The sequence below is a fragment of the Streptomyces sp. NPDC048417 genome, assembly GCF_040651615.1.
Classification (GTDB): Bacteria; Actinomycetota; Actinomycetes; order Streptomycetales; family Streptomycetaceae; genus Streptomyces.
Map to the genome: position 1 here is coordinate 55,296 of NZ_JBEZKI010000041.1, position 18,524 is coordinate 73,819.

13 protein-coding genes and 1 pseudogene are annotated in these 18,524 nt (G+C 68.3%); 9 read left to right on the forward strand and 5 right to left on the reverse strand.

The features are described 5' to 3' along the window. Positions 1 to 45 precede the first annotated feature (45 nt). Positions 46 to 1,857: a hypothetical protein gene (locus AB0D59_RS44120; RefSeq protein WP_362577117.1), complete on the forward strand. Its 1,812-nt coding sequence runs from the start codon at positions 46 to 48 to the stop codon at positions 1,855 to 1,857. A 352-nt stretch (positions 1,858 to 2,209) separates the two neighbouring features. Here AB0D59_RS44120 and AB0D59_RS44125 read toward each other — a convergent pair whose 3' ends face one another. Both AB0D59_RS44125 and AB0D59_RS44130 read right to left on the reverse strand, forming a co-directional pair. After that, the gene (locus tag AB0D59_RS44125; protein ID WP_362577119.1) at positions 2,210 to 3,766 is read right to left on the reverse strand and encodes a hypothetical protein; all 1,557 of its coding nucleotides are present in this window, start codon (positions 3,764 to 3,766) and stop codon (positions 2,210 to 2,212) included. 100 nt (positions 3,767 to 3,866) lie between these two features. Further along, entirely contained in the window at positions 3,867 to 5,267 is a 1,401-nt protein-coding gene (locus tag AB0D59_RS44130; RefSeq protein WP_362577121.1) for a glycoside hydrolase family 125 protein, read from the reverse strand. A gap of 130 nt (positions 5,268 to 5,397) precedes the next feature. Here AB0D59_RS44130 and AB0D59_RS44135 point away from each other — a divergent pair, with 130 nt between their 5' ends. From AB0D59_RS44135 to AB0D59_RS44150, 4 genes are all read left to right on the forward strand, one after another. Continuing rightward, the gene (locus AB0D59_RS44135) at positions 5,398 to 6,405 is read left to right on the forward strand and encodes a sugar ABC transporter permease (protein ID WP_362577123.1); all 1,008 of its coding nucleotides are present in this window, start codon (positions 5,398 to 5,400) and stop codon (positions 6,403 to 6,405) included. After that, complete coding sequence (locus AB0D59_RS44140; protein ID WP_362577125.1) at positions 6,389 to 7,300, forward strand: carbohydrate ABC transporter permease; 912 nt, start codon at positions 6,389 to 6,391, stop codon at positions 7,298 to 7,300. The genes AB0D59_RS44135 and AB0D59_RS44140 overlap by 17 nt, the downstream gene beginning before the upstream one ends. 52 nt (positions 7,301 to 7,352) lie before the next feature. Beyond that, positions 7,353 to 8,651: an extracellular solute-binding protein gene (locus AB0D59_RS44145; protein WP_362577127.1), complete on the forward strand. Its 1,299-nt coding sequence runs from the start codon at positions 7,353 to 7,355 to the stop codon at positions 8,649 to 8,651. A 93-nt stretch (positions 8,652 to 8,744) separates the two neighbouring features. Next, positions 8,745 to 9,776, forward strand: coding sequence for a LacI family DNA-binding transcriptional regulator (locus AB0D59_RS44150; RefSeq protein WP_362577128.1), 1,032 nt, complete (start codon positions 8,745 to 8,747; stop codon positions 9,774 to 9,776). On the opposite strand, the gene AB0D59_RS44155 is transcribed toward AB0D59_RS44150, so the two are convergent. Beyond that, the gene (locus AB0D59_RS44155; RefSeq protein WP_362577130.1) at positions 9,777 to 10,946 is read right to left on the reverse strand and encodes a glycoside hydrolase family 76 protein; all 1,170 of its coding nucleotides are present in this window, start codon (positions 10,944 to 10,946) and stop codon (positions 9,777 to 9,779) included. 242 nt (positions 10,947 to 11,188) lie between these two features. Between AB0D59_RS44155 and AB0D59_RS44160 the strand changes: the two genes are divergently transcribed. The 3 genes from AB0D59_RS44160 to AB0D59_RS44170 are packed head-to-tail and all read left to right on the forward strand — an operon-like array spanning position 11,189 to position 15,937. Beyond that, positions 11,189 to 12,802: an alpha-galactosidase gene (locus AB0D59_RS44160; protein WP_362577132.1), complete on the forward strand. Its 1,614-nt coding sequence runs from the start codon at positions 11,189 to 11,191 to the stop codon at positions 12,800 to 12,802. Positions 12,803 to 12,821: 19 nt separating this feature from the next. Further along, positions 12,822 to 14,300 carry a glycoside hydrolase family 76 protein gene (locus AB0D59_RS44165; protein WP_362577133.1) on the forward strand — a complete coding sequence of 493 codons (1,479 nt, stop codon included), beginning with the start codon at positions 12,822 to 12,824 and terminating at the stop codon, positions 14,298 to 14,300. 38 nt (positions 14,301 to 14,338) lie between these two features. After that, positions 14,339 to 15,937 carry an FG-GAP-like repeat-containing protein gene (locus AB0D59_RS44170; RefSeq protein ID WP_362577135.1) on the forward strand — a complete coding sequence of 533 codons (1,599 nt, stop codon included), beginning with the start codon at positions 14,339 to 14,341 and terminating at the stop codon, positions 15,935 to 15,937. A gap of 59 nt (positions 15,938 to 15,996) precedes the next feature. Here AB0D59_RS44170 and AB0D59_RS44175 read toward each other — a convergent pair. Further along, positions 15,997 to 16,248, reverse strand: a pseudogene (locus AB0D59_RS44175) (beta-1,3-glucanase family protein); the annotation flags it as partial. Here AB0D59_RS44175 and AB0D59_RS44180 point away from each other — a divergent pair. Next, a complete protein-coding gene (locus AB0D59_RS44180) occupies positions 16,205 to 16,639 on the forward strand; it encodes a CocE/NonD family hydrolase (RefSeq protein ID WP_362577137.1) in 435 nt (144 codons plus the stop codon). The pseudogene AB0D59_RS44175 and the gene AB0D59_RS44180 sit on opposite strands and share 44 nt — an antisense overlap. Before the next feature lie 208 nt (positions 16,640 to 16,847). On the opposite strand, the gene AB0D59_RS44185 is transcribed toward AB0D59_RS44180, so the two are convergent. Then, positions 16,848 to 18,443 (reverse strand): MDR family MFS transporter, encoded by a 1,596-nt coding sequence (locus AB0D59_RS44185; protein WP_362577139.1) that lies wholly within the window; start codon positions 18,441 to 18,443, stop codon positions 16,848 to 16,850. Positions 18,444 to 18,524 lie beyond the last annotated feature (81 nt).

Genomic DNA, 18,524 nt, shown 5'->3' on the forward strand with positions numbered 1-18,524 from the left:
GACGGAGGCTGGCGTCTGGGCGAGGCCACTACGGAGCCCATCACCGTGCGTACGAAGGAGAAGACGTCGAGGGCCGGGGAGCGAGTCCGTATTCCCCTGCGCCGAACTGAGCCGCGCCCCTTCCGCGTCACCCTTGTCTTCGAGATCTACGACGGCTCTGCGGGCCTGCGCTACTTCACGCTCGTACGAAACGAGGACCCAGCCCGCGAACTCACCCTCACCCGCTCCACCGTGATCGACCTGCGGCTGCCGGACGAGCCGCACACCCTCCACTACGTCCCGAACATGAAGTGGTTCAGCACCCGGGGGTCGCTGAGCACCGAACCCGTCGGCAGGTCCTGGCCGAAGAAGGCCCTCACCGTGTACGACGCCGGGCACGGCTGGAGCGTGAGTCCCGAGCTCAACTGGAAGACCCAGCGTGGCAACGGCAACTACCCGACCGCCTACATGATGCCGCCGTTCGCCGGCATCAACGCCTGGCACGAGCAGGACACCGTCTCCGTGGACACGCACCCCGAATCGCTGCAACTGACGCTGCTGCCCGGGGAGGAGTTCGAGTACCTCGCGGTGAACCTCACGGTCTTCAAGGGCGACGTCGTCGACGGCAAGATGGCCGACGAACTGCACTTCCGCAAGCGCTTCAAGTACCACCACACCACCACGCTCTTCCACCAGAACGACTGGGACTACCGCGGCGGCCCGGGCCACGAACTGCCCGCCGGCTACTACTACGACACCGTCATCCCGCAGACCAGGCGGGCGGGCCTCGACATGGTGATGCTCGACGACTACTGGAACACAACGCGCGACTCCATCGAACCCAGCGACTCCATGACGAAGTCCATCACCAGCCTGGCCACGCTCTCCAGGACCCTCAAGGACAACGGACTCGGCTTCGGCCTCTGGTTCTCCCTGACGGGAGACGGCCACCTCAAGGGCCGCGACCTCGCCGACCCGGTCCAACTCGCCTACAAGAGAGGGCAGATCGAGACGCTGCTCAACGACTACGGCGTCACCCAGCACATGATCGACCTCACCGAGTACTGGCAGAACGAGCAGACGACCGCCTACTCGCACCCGAGTGACAACGTCTACCGCAAGGCCGTCCTCACCCGGACCATGCTCAACGACCTGGTGACGAAGAACCCTCAGTACCTGCCCAAGCTCACCAGCGAACTCGACATCGCCCCCACCCAGGGAGACCGCAACAACGGCCTGCTGCACATCGCGTACAACGGCTGGAACACCTCCAACGGAGGCATCACCGGAGAGGACCTGTCGCTGCGCACGGCGCTCACCGCGTTCGGACACCTGCCGATGGGCGCCACCTACATGAACGGCGGCAAGATGACCGGCCGCATGGAGGACTACTACTCCTATATGGCCGTCCGGGCGGTCAAGTTCGGCCAGGATCCGGGCGACCCGAGCAAGTGGCCGGAGGCGGCGGTGAAGCTGATGGGCGTCTTCAACGCCTGGCGCAGGCGGCCCGAGGTCACCGCGCTGACGGACGGTCAGTTCCTGCCCGTCCACCTGGGCCAGGGCTGGGACACGACGGAGTGGGACAGCAGCAAGGGCCCGTACGTGTGGATGTGGACGGACGCCCCGTGCCGCACCGCCCTCCTGATCGCGACCTCGGCCGGAACACCCCAGACCACCGTCGACGCGAAGGTGCGCTGGCTGAAGGGCCGTACGACCTATGCCGTCACCGACATCACGATCGATGATGACGGCAGCCAGGCCCACGCCGCGAAGGGGGAGTTCACGGGCGAGCAGCTGCGCACCGAGGGGCTCCGGGTCGACCTTTCCGAGAACACCTCGAAGGGCAAGGCATTTTGGTTGGAGGCGGTGGTGCGGTGAGGCGTGGGGACCAGGGTCGAGCGAAAGTCCAGGAGCAGCAGGATCAGGGCCAGGCCGACGACCACTCCTAGGTAGGGGATCAGGGCGGCGTTGAGTTCGTCGGACATGTCGATGTTCAGGGCGGTCGTGCTGGTGTCACTCGATTCGGCGCCGGTGTCGTCCTTCAGGGCGGGGCCCCGGTCGCGGATCTCGGTGACCAGGTCGACGGTGGCCTGCCTGCTGGGGGAGCTGTTCGGCACGACGGAGAGCAGGGCCACGTCGCCGCTCTGGTTGAACACCGCGGGCATACGGCGGCAACGTCGGACATCTTGCCCAGCAGGGTGACCGCGTCCTCCGCTGCGGTCTTGCGCACTCATACCGGCAGGGGCGTCGCTCCCCAGGCTTCGGCCCAGTCGTAGACGAGGGTCTCCGCACCGGCCCGCCAGCGACGAGGAGCCGTGGTGGACAGCCAGTCGAGGGGTTCGACGCCACCGGGTGTCCCGCCGTCCAGCGCGATACTGATGGCTGCGGCAAGGTCGGTGTCCGTGCGGTCTGTGCGGGCGGCGGGGTCCACCGAGACGAACAGGGCGGTACCGGAGCGCGCCACGAGGTCCAGGAACTGCCGGTTGAGATTCCAGTCCGTCTGCGGTGTGCAGGGCACGCAGTCCGCGTCCACGGTGAAGAACCTGTTGTGCTGGGCCAGCCGGAAGGCGAGTGTGTTCACGCCCATGCGCCGGGTCCGCTCCCAGCTGCGGCCCGAGGTGTCGTCACCGGACCGTTGTACCCGCACCAGGCCCGCGGAGAGATGGCCGACCGTATTGCAGCCGATCACCACCGTGTCCCCGGCGGCCTCGGTGATCGTGCGATACAGGCGGACCAGGATCTCAGCGCTCGTCAAGGACCGGTCGGCCAACGACCAGCCCGGCGAGGCGAGTTCGGCCGGGGAGCCGGCGGCGAAGCGGCCGAACACGTCGTACGTGGAGAAGTCGTGCTTGATGAGTTCGTACCCCCATCGCCGGAACCGGGTCACGTCCCCGGCGACCGTCTCAAGTGCCACGTCCAGTGACGGGTCGAGGGGGAAACCGGCATCCCTCCGTATGCCGGGCCGGACGGCGGCGGTCTCGGTCCGGGAGAGCAGCGGTCGGAACCACAGGCCCGGCCGGGCACCGGTCTCCGTGATCCGGGTGGCCATGTCCTCCATGTCGTCGAACACGCCCGGCAGCCCGGTGTCCCAGGGGCCCCCGGGCGCGGATCCGCCGCCCTCGGTCCAGCCGTCGTCGATCACGCAGTACGGGCGAACGGGATGCCCGTCGGCGTACTCCACGACCGTCCGCGCGTCCCTCAGTACCGCGTCGGGGCCGAAACCACGTCCGTAGGCGTAGTACCAGTTGTTGCTGCCCACGACGGGGCCTGTGGAAGGCAGTGGGTCCGGGCTCATGACGGTGCTCAGCGCTTCGTGTGCGGCGAACGGTGTCGGGGCCGCAGCGGTCACCACCGTGGCCACGTCCAGCACGCGCTCACCCGACAGCACCGGCAGGCCGCCACTGCGCACATCCGCCCAGAGGGTGATGCCGTCCTCGGCGACCGTCCAGGAGCACAGGGCGCCGGCTCTGGTCCGCACCCCCCACCCGGTCGTCGTTCCTCCGGACGCACCGGCGATCAGGACGTACCAGGGCAGCGCGCGATCCGGCTGAAGAGTCCGCCACTGAAGATCGCCGTACCCGCGCTCCCAGGCATCTCCGAGAATCCGTGCGCCTTCGGGTGTGTTGTGCCTCCATCGCAGCACGATCCGCGACAGGCCCTCGGCGCCCGCGCGGGCGCATACCCGCAGGCCGTCGGCCGTCCGCTCGGCGGTGACCTGGGTGCCGCGCACCGTCCAGACACCTTCGGTGGCCGGAGCCGCCGTGTGCGGCCGGGTGTCGTCGGTCATGACGTGGACGGTGTCGGGGAGGCACAACACAGCGGGCTCCTCGGGGTGGTTGCAGTGACGGCGCCGGTCCGGCGGTCGCCGTCTCGGCCACTGACGCAGGTCAGGCGGGTCTGCTGCCCGCGCTCGGCGCAGCGGGCAGGGTCCGCGGGTGCACGGGAAACAGGTGCCGCACGCCGCCCCCGCACCGGTCGAGGGCGAGTTCGCAGAACAGGGCGTTGGCCCAGCCGAACCAGTCCCGGGTGAACCGGCCTGGGTCGTCGACATGGAAGCTCTCGTGCATCAGGCCGGTGCCGGCAGTCGTGGCCGCCAGTGTGTCCAGGGCCTGCGCGGCGGCGTTCGCGTCGCCGGTCAGGCCGGCGGTGGCGATCGCCAGCGGCCAGACGTGACTGTCCGGCGTATGCGTACTGCCGAGACCGGACGCGTAACGGCCGCTGAAGAACGACGGGTTCGCCGTGGAGAGCGCAAGACGCCTGGTCGCCTGATAGAGCGGGTCCTCCGGTGCGCACCAGCCGCTCAGGGGGAGGCTCAGCAGACTCGGGAGGTTGGCGTCGTCGCCGAGCAGCGCCGTCCCGAGGCCGTCGACCTCGTAGGCCAGGACGGATGCGCCGTCGGCCTCGACCACCGCGTGCGCCAGGATTCCGGCGTCGATCTCGTCGGCCAAACTCCGGGACTCGCGGGCGAGTTCCGCGTCGCGGAGGGCGGACGCGGCCAGTTCGGCCAACCCGTGCAGGCTCGCCGATGCCAGCGCGTTGGCCGGGACGAGGTAGCCGTGTCGGCAGCGATCGTCGCTCGGCCGGAAGCCCGACCACGTCATACCGGTCCGCCGGACACTGGCTCCGCGTCCGCCCTGGGGAAGGCTGTCAGCGGCGAAGGGGCCGGACGGCCGGACGAACCAGTAGGGCGAGTGCGTGTGGGACTGCTCCGCGCGCCACAGCCGTACGATCGTCCAGGCGGCGCGGTGAAAGGCGTCGTCGAGGTGGTCCTCGCGACCGGTCGCCCGCCGGATCGCGTACGCCAACTGCAACGGCGCGCAGAGGGAGTCGAGTTCGTACTTGCGCTCCCACACCCAGTCTCCCGGCGTGGGACGGTCGGCGGGCTCGCCGTGCGCGCCGGTGGGGCCGTCGTTGAAGGCGTTGGCGTACGGGTCCAGCAGGACGCAGCGGATCTGACGGCGCGATACGCCGACCAGGACGTCGCCGACCTCCGGATCCGTGGCCACGGCGAGGTAGGGCCGGACCTGGGCCGTACTGTCACGCAACCACATCGCCGGGATGTCTCCGGTCTTGACGAAGACTTCCGGGGCGTCTGATGGCGGAGTGCCCCAACTCATCGATGTGGTCCACGTGTTGGTCAGGCAACTCTCGACGATGTCCGCTGCCGGGCTGCCCCGCAGTTCGGTGGTCAGTCGTCGTCCGAGTGTCCTCAGCGACTCCGGAGCCGCCCACAGTGTTCCGGATGTTGATCCGGGAAACGTTACCATCGCGCCTCTTGACTCCCTCATGTGACGTGCGCCACCGTGTGATCGCCAGGGAATGGAAACGTTACCTTGAGCGGGCCGGCGACCACCAGACGGTCGGGTCGGCCCCGGTCCAGGTCCTCGCCAACTCCTCGGAGGAAGAAGGTGAGCGCGTGTGACAGCCGCTCCGCACCAAGAGACGCGAACCGCCGTACCGCCCGTGGACCTGCCGCCCGACCGGGGGAGCCCAGGGCTTCTCGGACGACCCTGGCGACGGCGACGGAAGAGGTCCTCGGACACTCTGGCCGCCTACGTCTTCCTGGCGCCGGCTCTCATCGGCTTCACGGGATTCGTCGTCTACCCGCTGATCCGGTCGGCCTACTTCGCGCTGACCAGCTACAACGGCTTGTCGGATCCGAAGTTCATCGGCTTCGACAACTTCCGCAGGATGTTCAGCACCGACCCGTCCTTCTGGCCCTCGGTGCGCGCCACGCTGCTGCTCGTCGTCCTGTATGTGCCGTTGTCACTGGTCATCGGGCTGGCCCTGGCCGTGTTCTGCAACCAGCGGATGCGGGGTGTCAGCCTGCTGCGCACCCTGTGCTACCTGCCGGTCGTCCTGCCCGTGGTGGCCACGATCACGCTTTGGAAGTTCGTTTTCAACCCCCAAGTCGGCCTGGCCAACCAGGTGTTGAACTGGCTCCACCTGCCCACCAGCGAATGGCTGTCCGGGGCGGACTCGGCCATGCCCTCGATCGTGATCGTCATGCTGTGGAGCGTCGGCTCCACGATGATCATCTTCCTCGCCGCGCTCCAGGCGGTCCCCACCGAGCTCTACGAGGCGGCCAGGCTCGACGGCGCCGGCCCCGGCACGGTGTTCTTCAGGATCACCCTGCCACTGATCAGCCCGATCATGATTCTGCAGGTGGTGCTGCAGATGGTGACGGCCCTTCAGGCGTTCAACCAGCCGAAGATCCTTTCGCCGGACAACCAGGGCGGTCCCGGGTTCAGCACCCGGACGATGATGCTGTCGATCTACAACAACGGCTTCCCCAAACTCGGGCAGGTCTCCCAGTTCGGCTACGCCTCCGCCCAGGTGTGGGTGCTGTTCCTCGTCATCGTCGTCGTGATCGCCGCCACCGCCCGCTTCTCGTCGATTTGGACCTACAGTGACCACGTCTCCTGACGTCACGAGGGCGCCGACGACGGCGCCGACGACAGCCCTGGCAGCCAAGCCGCGCGGCAAGGCCGTACGGACGGCGTCCTGGTACGCCGTCGCGCTGCTGATCAGCTCGGTGATGATCCTGCCCATCCTGTGGATGCTCACCGTCGCGCTGAAGGGCCCCTCGGCGGTCTTCGAGGTCCCGCCTCGACTCCTGCCCCACCAGTTCCACTTCGAGAACTTCGTCAATGGGCCGAAGGTCATCCACTTCCCGCGCCTGCTGCTGAACTCCGTCGTCATCACCGGCCTGTCGGTGATCGGCGGCGTGATGACCTCGATGATGGCCGGATACGCCCTGGCCCGGCTGCGCTTCCCCGGCCGGAAGGTGTGGTTCTACGTCTTCGTCGGCAGCATGCTGCTGCCACCGGTGGTCGGCATCATCCCGCTGTTCCAACTGTTCAAGGACATCGGCTGGTACGACACCTGGCTGCCGCTGATCGTCCCGGCCTTCCTGGGCGGCAATCCGCTCTTCATCTTCCTCGCCCGCCAGTACTTCCTGTCGATCCCGCACTCCATCGACGAAGCGGCCAAGGTCGACGGCGCGGGACACGTCCGCATCTTCGTCAGCGTCATGCTTCCGATCACCAAGCCGGCCTGGATAACGATGTCAATCCTGGCCTTCCAGATGTCCTGGAACGACTACCTCAACCCGCTCATCTACCTGTACTCGTCGCAGAAGTGGCCGCTGAGCGTCGGCATGGCCTCCTTCGTCACCCAGTTCGCCGGCCAGACCCCGGACTGGAACCTCTACATGGCCACCAACCTGCTCTACATGCTCCCGCCACTGGCCGTGTTCTTCGTCGCCCAGCGCTACTTCATCCAAGGCTTGAGCGCCCTGGGCACCGTCAACCAGCGCTGATCCGTACCCCGACCCACCTACGAGCCGTGTACCAGCCAGGTATCAGGAGGCCATGATGAAACGATTGATCCGGCTCGCCGGAGCGTTGCTGACGGCGGGGGGACTGCTCGCGACGGCGGCCTGCGGCGGCTCGTCCGGGAAACAGTCGGACGGCAAGGCCACGGTCACCCTCATGACCTGGGAGTCCGCCGCCACCAACAAGGCCATCGACCAGGCCCTGACCGGCTTCCACGACCCGAACATCACGGTCAAGCGCGTCGACAGCCCCAACGGCAACTACAGCGACAAGCTCGCGGCCCTGACCCAGGCCAAGAAGCTGCCCGACCTGTTCTGGTGCGGCAACGACACCGAGCAGCAGTACACCAGCCAGGGCCTGCTCACCGACTGGGCCTCCCGGCTCTCCGGCTCCAGCGACTTCGGCGCGAGCAGCTTCGTCTCCTCCACCATGAAGAACTGGAAGACCGCCGACGGAAAGATCGGCGGTGTTCCCTCGCTGATCAACACCTACGGCATCTGGTACGACATCGACGCCTTCAAGGCCGCCGGCATCACCGTGCCGGCCGCCGGGTGGACCTGGGACCAGATGTTCGACGCCGCCGCCGAACTGCATGCGAAGGGCGCCAAGTACGGCCTGGTCGCCGACGCGATGACCTCCACGGACGGCCCCTTCTCCCTGAGCACGTACTCGCTGTCCGCGGGTGGCGCGCCCTTCGCCGACTCCATGCACCAGCCCACCAAGGCGACCATCGACGCGACGTACACCGAAGGCGTCCGCAAGGTCGCGGCCGGCATCAAGAGCGGTGCCATCGCACCGCCCGGATACGACATCAGCAACCAGCAGGGGCTGTTCGCCGCCGGACAGATCCCGATGCTGTGGAGCGGCCAGTGGCTGGCCGCCGCCTTCCTCACCGACAAGCCGAAGATCAAGTACGGCTTCGCACCCCTTCCCCAGGTGAACAAGCCGGCCACCCTGTACGACGCAGTGGGCATCTGCACCCCGTCGTACACCCAGAACGCGGACGCCACCTTCAAGGTCCTCAAGTACCTCGACTCCACCGTGTGGACCAAGGTGCTGCCCGACTCCCCGGTGGCCGCCCCGGCCTATCTCTCCGCCCAGAGCACCTACTTCGGCGCCCTCGACAAGGCCGGCCAGACGACCGTCGCGTCCACCGTCAAGGCGGGACTGAACACGTCGTCCACCATCGGCGTGCGCTTCACCACCCAGTGGGCCAGCCAGTCGAACGACCTGATCACCGCCTACTGGCCGGACATCCTCAACGGCAAGAAGCCGCTCTCCGACCTCCAGACGATGACCGACAAGATCAACGAGGTGATCAAGAGCAACAGTTAGCCACCCGGGCCGAGCGGCGGGCCGGGACCCGAAACGTATCCTGAGGGCGGTCCCGGCCCCCGGCACGCGATGGAAGGTTGGTCTTCGACTCACGTGAGCAGTCGTCCCCCGCACCACCAGAACGCCAGGCCCACGATGCGCGATGTCGCGGAGCGGGCCGGAGTCGCCGTCGTCACCGTCTCCCGCGTCGTCAACGGCATCGGAACGGTTCGTGAGGAGACGGCCGAGCGTGTGATGGCGGCGATCAACGCCATCGGGTACCAGCGCAACGAGATCGCGCGCTCGCTCCGACCCGGGCAGAACTCCATGACCATCGGGCTGCTGCTCGGCGACCTGACCAACCCGTTCTACGCGTCCCTGGCCAAGGCCGCCGTCGAAGTGGCCAACCGGGCCGGCTACGCAGTGCTCCTCAGCACGGCCGACGAGGACCCGGAGGTCGAACGCCGCGCCGTGGGCGAGCTCATCGGACGACGCGTCGCCGGGCTCATCATCGTCCCCGACCAGGGTGACCACGCCTTCCTCAACGAGATCAACGGCCACGACCACGTACCCATCGTCTTCGTCGACCGGCCGGCCACCGGCGCCGAGGCCGACGTCGTCCTCGTCGACAACGAGGACGGCGGACGCAAGGCCACCCAACACCTCATCGACCAGGGCCACCGCCGGATCGCCATCCTCGTCGCCCCCTCCTACTACAGCACCGGCCGACGGCTGCGCGGCTACCGCAAGGCCCTCCGCCGCAGCGGCATCACCCCCGACAACGACCTGGTCGTCACCCTGCGCCGCGGCACCACCGAGGAAGCCTCCGCCGCCACCCACACCCTGCTCACCTCCGACCGGCCGCCCACCGCGGTCTTCTCCACCACGGGCTTCCTCACCGAGGGTGTCCTGCGGGCCTGTCGTGAGCTCCAGGCCTCCGTTGCGGTCGTCGGCTTCGACGACTTCAAACTGGCCGACATGCTCCCCACCCCGGTCACCGTGGTCACCTCCGACACCGAGGAACTCGGCCGCCGGGCCGCCCACATCCTGCTGGACCGCATCAACGGCGACGACGCCCCCTCCCGCCGCACCGTCCTCCCGGTCCACCTGATCGCGCGCGGCACGGGAGAGATCGGGCACCCGTAGTCAGTAGAGCGTCCGCCACCTGGCGCGGGGCCACGCGAGCACGGCGTAGATCTGGGCGAATGCCGCCTGCTGGATCGCTTCCGTACCGCCGGCCGCATTGAAGTGCACGAGGCCGGTGGCGGGATCGCGCATCGTGGACCACACCTGGTCGGCGTAGTCGGCCATCGCCTGATGGTACTTGTCCTTCTTGGTCGCGGACTCCAGGAGCAGCAGGTTCTTGAAGAAGATCGAGTTGAAGTACACGGGCTGCGTGAACAGCCGCCTCCGGGTGACGTAGTGGTCGTACGCCGCCTCGGCTATCCGCTCGGCCCGACGTAGATAGGTGCGGTCCCGGGTGACCTCGTAGAGGAGAACGTTGACGCCGACCGGCACGCCCTGGTTGTAGGACCAGAAGGTCTTCTCGACGGTGCCCTGCAGGTCGAGGTGGTCCCAGAACAGGCCGCCGGGGCTCTGCAGATGTGTGTTCGTCCAGTCGTAGAGACGTCTCGCCCAGCCCAGATAGTCGGCCTCGCCGGTGATCTGATGGAGGCGCAGGGCGAGTTGGGCGCCGGGCATGTTCGAGACGGTGTTGCGGTCCCGGCTCCAGCCGGCCTGGGTCCAGAAGACGCCGCCGGGGGCGGCGTGGCTCGCGTCGGTGTCCCAGCCGGACCTGACCAGGGCGAAGATCTCCTTCGCGCGTGCCAGGGCGGCGGGGTCCCCGGTCTGCAGATGGCGCTGGACCTTCGCCAGGCCGACCCATTCGTTGTCGTCGTAGAACATGTCGCCGCCCGAGCCGTACGGGGCGACGGGGTAGGAGTCGTATCCGGGAAGCCCGGTCGTGCCTCCGCCGGTGTTCCAGAAGTGCTCCTGCGCCGTTGCCCTGTGGGCCAGCTCCGACTCGTACGTCGCGTCCACGGCCGTGAGGTCGAGAGCGGCGATGTGCACCTGCGAGAAGGGCCATTCGTACGAGTACGCCTTGTCGTCGTCGGCCGCCGGTACTTGCTCGCGGACCAGCCCGGAACCGTCGTTCGTATCGAAGTGTCTCTCGAGCGCGGAGTACGCGGCGACGGCGCGCGACAACGCCCGGGCCGGGCTGGAGCGTTCCGCTGCGGCTGCCGGTGTGGTGGCCACCGCTGTCATCGCGGCCAGGCCGGAACCGACCATCACTCGCCGAGAGGGATACATGGGCATGGGAGGGCCTCCGGGGATGGGGTGATGGAAACGTTCCCACTGAGCCGTGGGATCGTCAACGCTCCCCGCAGGCATGGGTACTCAAGCCCGACGGCAATCTGGTACGGACCATTGACGCCTGAACCTGGCTGATGGGATGTTCTCGATGGTTACGTTTCCAAGATGCTCCGCCCCCCGACTGGACAACGTTGTCCGGCATGTGAGTTCGTCCGGCCCCGCACGGCGAAACAGGAGACATCGGCATGACTGTCCCGTCACCCCTCATGAGACGCCTGAGCGCCGCCCTCACGATGGTGCTTCTGCTGGCCCTCGCCCCGGCTCTGCTGGTGCTCCGCGCCGCACCGCCCGCGCAAGCCCTCGAAAACGGCCTGGCCAGGACGCCCCCGATGGGCTGGAACGACTGGAACGCCTTCGGCTGCAACGTCACCGAGCAGCTGGTCAAGCAGACCGCCGACTACCTCGTCTCCTCCGGTCTGAAAGACGCCGGGTACCAGTACGTCAACATCGACGACTGCTGGATGACCTCGGCCCGCAACTCCGCAGGCCAACTGGTGCCCGACCCGGTCAAGTTCCCCGACGGCATCAGCGGAACCGCCGCCTACGTCCACAGCAAGGGCCTCAAGCTCGGCATCTACGAGAGCGCCGGCACCGCCACCTGCCAGGGCTACCCCGGCAGCCTCGGCCATGAGCAGACGGACGCCAACAGCTTCGCCGCCTGGGGCGTGGACTACCTCAAGTACGACAACTGCAACCACCAGAACGTGCCCGACCAGCAGCGCTACACCGCCATGCGCGACGCCCTCGCCAACACCGGCCGCCCGATCGTCTACAGCCTGTGCAACTGGGGCCTCGCCGACGTGTGGACGTGGGGCGCGGGGGTCGGCAACAGCTGGCGCACCACCGACGACATCAACGTCAACTTCTCCACGGTGGTGTCGATCTACAAGGCCAACGTCAAGCTCGCCCCGTACGCCAAGCCCGGCGCCTGGAACGACCCCGACATGCTCGAAGTCGGCAACGGCATGTCGTTCACCGAGGACCGTTCCCACTTCAGTCTCTGGTCGGAGATGGCCGCGCCGCTGATCGCCGGGAACGACATGCCCAAGGCCTCCGCCGCCACCCTCTCCCTGTACGGCAACAAGGACGTCATCGCCGTGGACCAGGACTCCCTGGGCAAGCAGGGCACCGAGATCTCCTCGTCAGGCGGTCTGCACGTGATGACCAAACCCCTCGCGAACGGTGACGTGTCGGTGGTCCTGTTCAACGAGAACTCGAGCGCGGCCACGATCACCACCTCGGCCTCCGCGGTGGGCCTCCCGGCTGCCTCGACGTACCGGATCGACAACCTCTGGACGCACGTGATCAGCAGCACGAGCGGCAGCATCGCGGCCAACGTCCCGGGGCACGGCTCGGTCATGTACCGGGTGTCCGTCGGCAGCGGAACCAGCGTCGGAACGACGCACCCGCTGATCGGCGCCTCCTCCAACCGCTGCCTCGACGCGTACGACGGCCAGACCACGCCCGGCACCAAGATCGAGATCTGGGACTGCGGGGGCGGCACCAACCAGGCCGTGACCCTCACCGCTGCCGGTGAACTGCGCCTCTACGGCGGTACCCAGTGCCTGGACGTCAACGGCAGCGGGACCACCGCCGGCACGAAAGTGCAGCTCTGGACCTGCACCGGTGGCGCCAACCAGCAGTGGCGCTTCAACGGCAACGGCACCATCACCGGCACCCAGTCGGGCCTCTGCCTCGACGTCACGGGCGGCGACCAGGCCTCCGGCAACGTCAACGGCACCGCGCTCGAACTCTGGACCTGCAACGGCGGCGCCAACCAGCAGTGGCGCCTGGGCTGACCGACTCGACGGAGCTGACATGCAGTCAAAGGCGGGAAGAACACCTGTGCTTGGGACCGGACTGCTCGCGACCGCGGTGTCCCTGGCACTCCTGATCCCGGCATCCAAAAGCGCCGAAGCAGCGACCACAGCAGTCCAGGCGACCGTCTGCAACAAGTACTGCGACGCGCGGGACCCGGCCCTCAGCGGCCAGGACCGCAAACCCGTCACCGCCACGCTCTTCTCGCGCACGTTCGTGCTGCACCTCGACGACGCCGACGCCATGGGCTGGGCGTCCATAGGCAACGGCAGCCCCGGGGACGAGGTGTGGATGGACCGCTCGTTCGACGGCGGGCGCACCTGGTCCTCGGGCAGCAGGATCGGCGCCACCACGATCCCGGCGGGCCAGACCGGCTGGCGGACCATGATGTACAACGTCGACGACTGGGCGAACCACGGCGTCGGCGCCCTGCGCGCCTGCGGCAAGGCCGCCGACCGCACCGACATCGTCTGCACGCCCTGGGCCCGCTCCACCTGGAACGCCGCCGACCGGCGCACCGCGGCGGCCACCGCGCAGATGCAGTTCTACGACTACGGCACCGGCCTGTTCGACACCACCGGCTGGTGGAACTCCGCCAACGCGCTGCACGCAGTCATCGACAACGCCCGGGTGACCGGCATGCAGAGCTACACCTACGCCATCGGCCGCACCTACGACCTGCAGGTCAACGCCCAGGCGGGGCAGTTCCGCAACGACTACGTCGACGACACCGGATGGTGGGGCCTGACCTGGATCGCGGCCTACGACCTGACCGGCGACAGCCGCTACCTGGCCACAGCCCGGGCCGACGCGGACTACATGGCCTCCTACTGGGACGGCACCTGCGGCGGCGGAGTGTGGTGGAGCACCGCGAAAACGGTGAAGAACGCCATCCCCAACTCCCTCTACATCGAGCTCAACGCCGCCCTGCACAACCGCATCCCGGGCGATACGGCCTACCTTCAGCGCGCGAAGGCGGACTGGACCTGGTTCCAGGGCACCGGCATGGTCAACTCCGACCAGACGGTGGGCGACGGCATCAGCCTGAGCACCTGCAAGAACGGCAACGCCACCGTGTGGTCGTACAACCAGGGCCAGCTGGTCGGCGGTCTGACCGAGCTGTACAAGGCCACCAGCGACTCCTCCGTACTGACTGCCGCCCGCCGGATCGCCGACGCCAACACCACCTCAAGCAGGCTCAACACCTCGGCGGGCATCCTCAAGGACCCCTGCGAGAGCGGTGACTGCGGTGCCGACGGACCCTCTTTCAAGGGCGCCGACGTACGCGGCCTGGCGAAGCTCAACACGGTCCTGTCCGACCGCCCCTACACGGCGTACCTCAGCAAGCAGGCGGCACAGGCCTACGCGTCCGACCGCAACGCGCTCGACCAGTACGGCGTGCACTGGTACGGCCCCCTGGACACGACCGACGCCGCCCGCCAGCAGAGTGCCCTCGATCTGATGAACGCCGCCTCCTGACCCCCACCCAGCCGCCCGCGCGGCAGAGGAGAAGCTCCATGGCCATTCGCCGCAGACGCTCACCCGTGCACCCCGGCACGCGAATACGGCGCCTGAGGCGGCGGGCGGCCGCCGCAGCCCTCGCCGCCGTCGGCGCGGTCCTCCTGGCGCTCGTGCCGGCAGGACCGGTCTCCGCTCAGACACCCGTCCCTCAGTTACGGGTCATGCCCCTGGGCGACTCGATCACCTGGGGCGTGGGCAGCGCCACCACGTCGTCGTACCGGGCGCCCCTCGCGAGTCTGGTGGCCGGCCAGTCCGCGTACACCGTGCAGTTCGTCGGCTCGCAGAGCTCCGGCACGCTGGCCGATCAGTCCAACGAGGGCCACAGCGGATACGTCATCTCCCAGATCCGCGACGGCGTCGACGGCTGGATGTCCGCGGCCCGCCCCGACGTGGTGATCCTGCACATCGGCATCAACGACCTCGACCGGGGCGTCGACGTCGCGAACGCTCCCGCCCGGCTGACCGACCTGGTCGACCGTATCTACGCCGACCGGCCGGGCACCAGCGTCATCATGCTGGGCCTCATCCCGACCACCCCGGACCTGGGCTCGCAGGTGGCGACGTACAACGCTGCGGCCAAGCAGTTGCAGAGCACCGAGCAGGCCGCCGGGAAGAAGTTCCTCTACGTCGACCCGCCCGCCCTGACCTCCGCCCAGTTCGTCGACGACCTTCACCCGAACGACGCCGGCTACCAGCGCATGGCACAGGCCCTCTCCCCTGCCCTCACCGACGTGTTCGACGCCGGATGGGCCGCCGGAAGGGGGCAGTTGGACGCGGGCACCGAGTCCGGAACCACAGGCAACGTGCGGTGGGCGGACTTCGACGGCGACGGCCGGAGCGACTACGTCCTGCTCAGCTCCAGCGGTGCGGTGTCGGTGTGGCTCAACCGGGGCGGTGACGGCCGCGGCGGCTGGTCGCCACTGGGGCAGGTCGCCTCGGGCCTGACGGCCGACGCGGGCCGGGTCCGTATCGCCGACTTCGACGGCGACGGACGAGCCGACTACATCGTCCTCGGCTCCACCGGCACGGTGACGGTCTACCTCAACCGCGGTGGTGACGGCCACGGCGGCTGGTCCGTCCTCGGTCAGGTCGCCACGGGTCAGACCACCGACCCCACCCAGGTGAAGTTCGCCGACATCGACGGCGACGGCCGGACCGACTACGTCCTGCTCAGCTCCACCGGCGCGGTGTCGGCGTGGCTCAACCGGGGCGGTGACGGCCATGGCGGCTGGTCGCCACTGGGCCAGATCGCCTCGGGCCTGACGGCCGACGCCTCCAAGGTGCGCTTCGCGGACCTCGACGGGGACGACCGCGCCGACTACACGTGGCTGAGTTCCACCGGCGCGGTCTCGGCCTACCTCAACCGGGGCGGCGACGGCCGCGGCGGCTGGCTGGGGCAGGGGCAGGTCGCCTCCGGGCTGACGGCTGACGCCACCCGCGTGTCCACGGCCGACTTCACCGGTGACGGCAACGCCGACTACGTCCTCGGGGACAACACGACCAACGCCGCCACCGTCTATGCCTGGCAGGGCGGGGACGGCCACGGCGCCTGGAACGACCTCGGGCGCGTCGCCGGCGGCGTCACCATCGGCTGACCGCTCGCCTGCCCCCCGTCCTCCCTACTTGCTTCCGTCCAGAATCCGCACGGCACGAGCGGCAGCGCGCCCGCCTCGATGTCGTGCCCCGGTGCCAGGGCCCGCAGGACCGTGCCGTCGGAACGGGTCTGGATGAGGTTCGCCCAGCCGCCCGGCTGGCCGCGCAGCGCACTGAAGAAGCCGTTGTAGCCGCCGGGCTTCAGGTGGCCGGTGTTCTTCACAGAGCCGTCGCCGGCCTTCACGCCGACCGCGTACGGCGCGGAGAACATGTCGACCTGGGTGCTGTTGATCCACAGGCCGGAATCGCCTACACAACTCCGATACTGGACAAGGAATGTCGAGGTCATCGGCGACGTCAGCGCCGAGATCTTCTTCCGCTCCAGCCTGCCGTACGCCGACGTCTTCGTCCGCCTCTGCGACGTCGACGGCAAGGGCCGCTCGACCAACGTCTGCGACGGCCTGACCAGCCTCACGGGCGCCGACGGGACCTCCACGGCAGAAGTGGGGCTGTGGCCGACCGCGTGCCGCTTCAAGCGCGGCCACCGCATCCGCGTCCAGATATCCAGCGGCGCCTTCCCCCGCTACAACCGCAACCCCGGCACCGGCGAACCCCGCGCCACCCCCACCACCCTCCACGCCGCCGACCAGCAGGTCTTCCACGACCCGGAACACCCCTCCGCCATCATCCTGCCGACGCGGTAAGCCCTGCCGGAATTAGGATCCGGTTTGGTGATGTCGCTGGAGAGCAAGTGCGGGTGCGCCGTGCCGGGGGGCGCAGCCTGGCTGAGCCAAGCGCGGGGGCGCGACCCCTGCCCGGTCAGGTCGAGCACAGTGGAACCGGGCCCCGGAACGCCATGTCGCGCTGCGATCCTGCTGGGAGACCCGGTGATGGGCACGCCCGGTGTGGGACTCACCGGTTCTGATCGGGCCGCGCGTCGTCGGGCGCGGGGCCCGTTTCGTCCGGTTCGGGCGCGGCGGCCGTTTGGTCGACGTCGGGAGCGCCGTCTGCCGTTTCGGCAGCGGTTGCTGAAGTCGGTTCGGACTTGTCGAGGCTGGTTCGCAGCGTGACCGGCTTCAGCAGGACCGCCGCGATGATGCCGAGGGCGGCGACGGCGGCGCCGATGAGGAAGATGGTTCCGGTCGCGTCGCCGTAGGCGACGGCGGCCGGTTCGTGATCCTGCGAGATTCCGTTGGTGACCTGACGAGCCAGGACGGCGCCCAGAACGGTGACGCCGAACGTGCCGCCCAGGGAGCGGAAGAAGGTGACCGTGGTGCTGGCCGTCCCGATGTCCTTCATCGGGACGGAGTTCTGTACGACGAGGATGAAGTTCTGCGTGGTCATGCCCACGCCGGCGCCGATGCACAGCATCGCCGCGCTCATGAAGACCAGCGACGTCTTGTGGTCGATGGTGCCGAGTCCGGCGAACCCTGCCGTGAGCAGGACGGAGCCGATGACGACAAAGGGCTTGAGTTTCCCGGTCTGGCTGAGCAGCCGGCCCGCGAGGATGGAGGAGACAAGGATGCCGCCCATCATCGGAATCGTCAGCAGCCCCGCCTCGGTGGCCGTGTAACCGCGGCTGACCTGGAAGTACTGGCTCAGATAGACCGAGGCCGCGAACATGGCCGTACCGGACGCGAGACTGCCGAGGATGGCCAGCACGGTGGTGCGCTGCTTGATGATGTGCAGGGGCACGATGGGCTCGGCGGCACGCGTTTCGACCCACATGGCGACGGACAGCAGGACCAGTGCCGCACCGACCATGGCGGCGGTCTGCCAGGAACCCCAGGCGAACGAGCTGTCGACGAACGAGATCCAGATGAGCAGCACGCTGACGCCCGAGGTGATCAGGGTCGCGCCCAGGTAGTCGATCTTCACGTTGTCGCGTCGGACGACCGGGAGACTCAGCGTTCGCTGGAGCAGGACCAGTGCGGCGACGGCGACCGGGAGGCTGATGAGGAAGCACCACCGCCAGCCCAGCCACGAGGTGTCGACGATGAAACCGCCGAGCAGCGGTCCGCCGATGGTGGACAGGGCCGTGACGCTGCTGAGGTAGCCGCTGTACCGGCCGCGTTCGCGGGGCGGGATCATCGCGGCGATGGCGATCTGGACGAGGGCCTGCACGCCGCCGACGCCTACGCCCTGAAGGGCGCGCGCGGCGATGAGCTGCCCGGGAGACTGGCTCACGCCCGCTGCCACCGAGCCGAGTACGAAGACGGTGACGGCTATCTGTACGAGGGTCTTCTTGTTGAACAGGTCGGCCAGCTTGCCCCAGATCGGGGTGGTGGCAGTGGTGGTGAGCAGGGTTGCGGTGACGATCCAGGTGTACTGCGTTTGCGAGCCGTGCAACGCGTTGACCATCTTGGGCAGCGCGGTCGAGACCACGGTACTGCTCAGGGTCGCGACGAAGAGCGCGATGAGCAGGCCGCTGAGGGCCACGAGGACCTGTCGTTGGACCTTGGGCTGTGCGTTCGCGGTGCCGGACTCATTGATTGCGGCTGTGCTCATCGCGCGGAAACTCCAGGAACTGTCGAAGAAGGTCGAAGAAGGTCGAAGAAGGGAAGGCGAAATCGTCGGACCGGCGCCGAT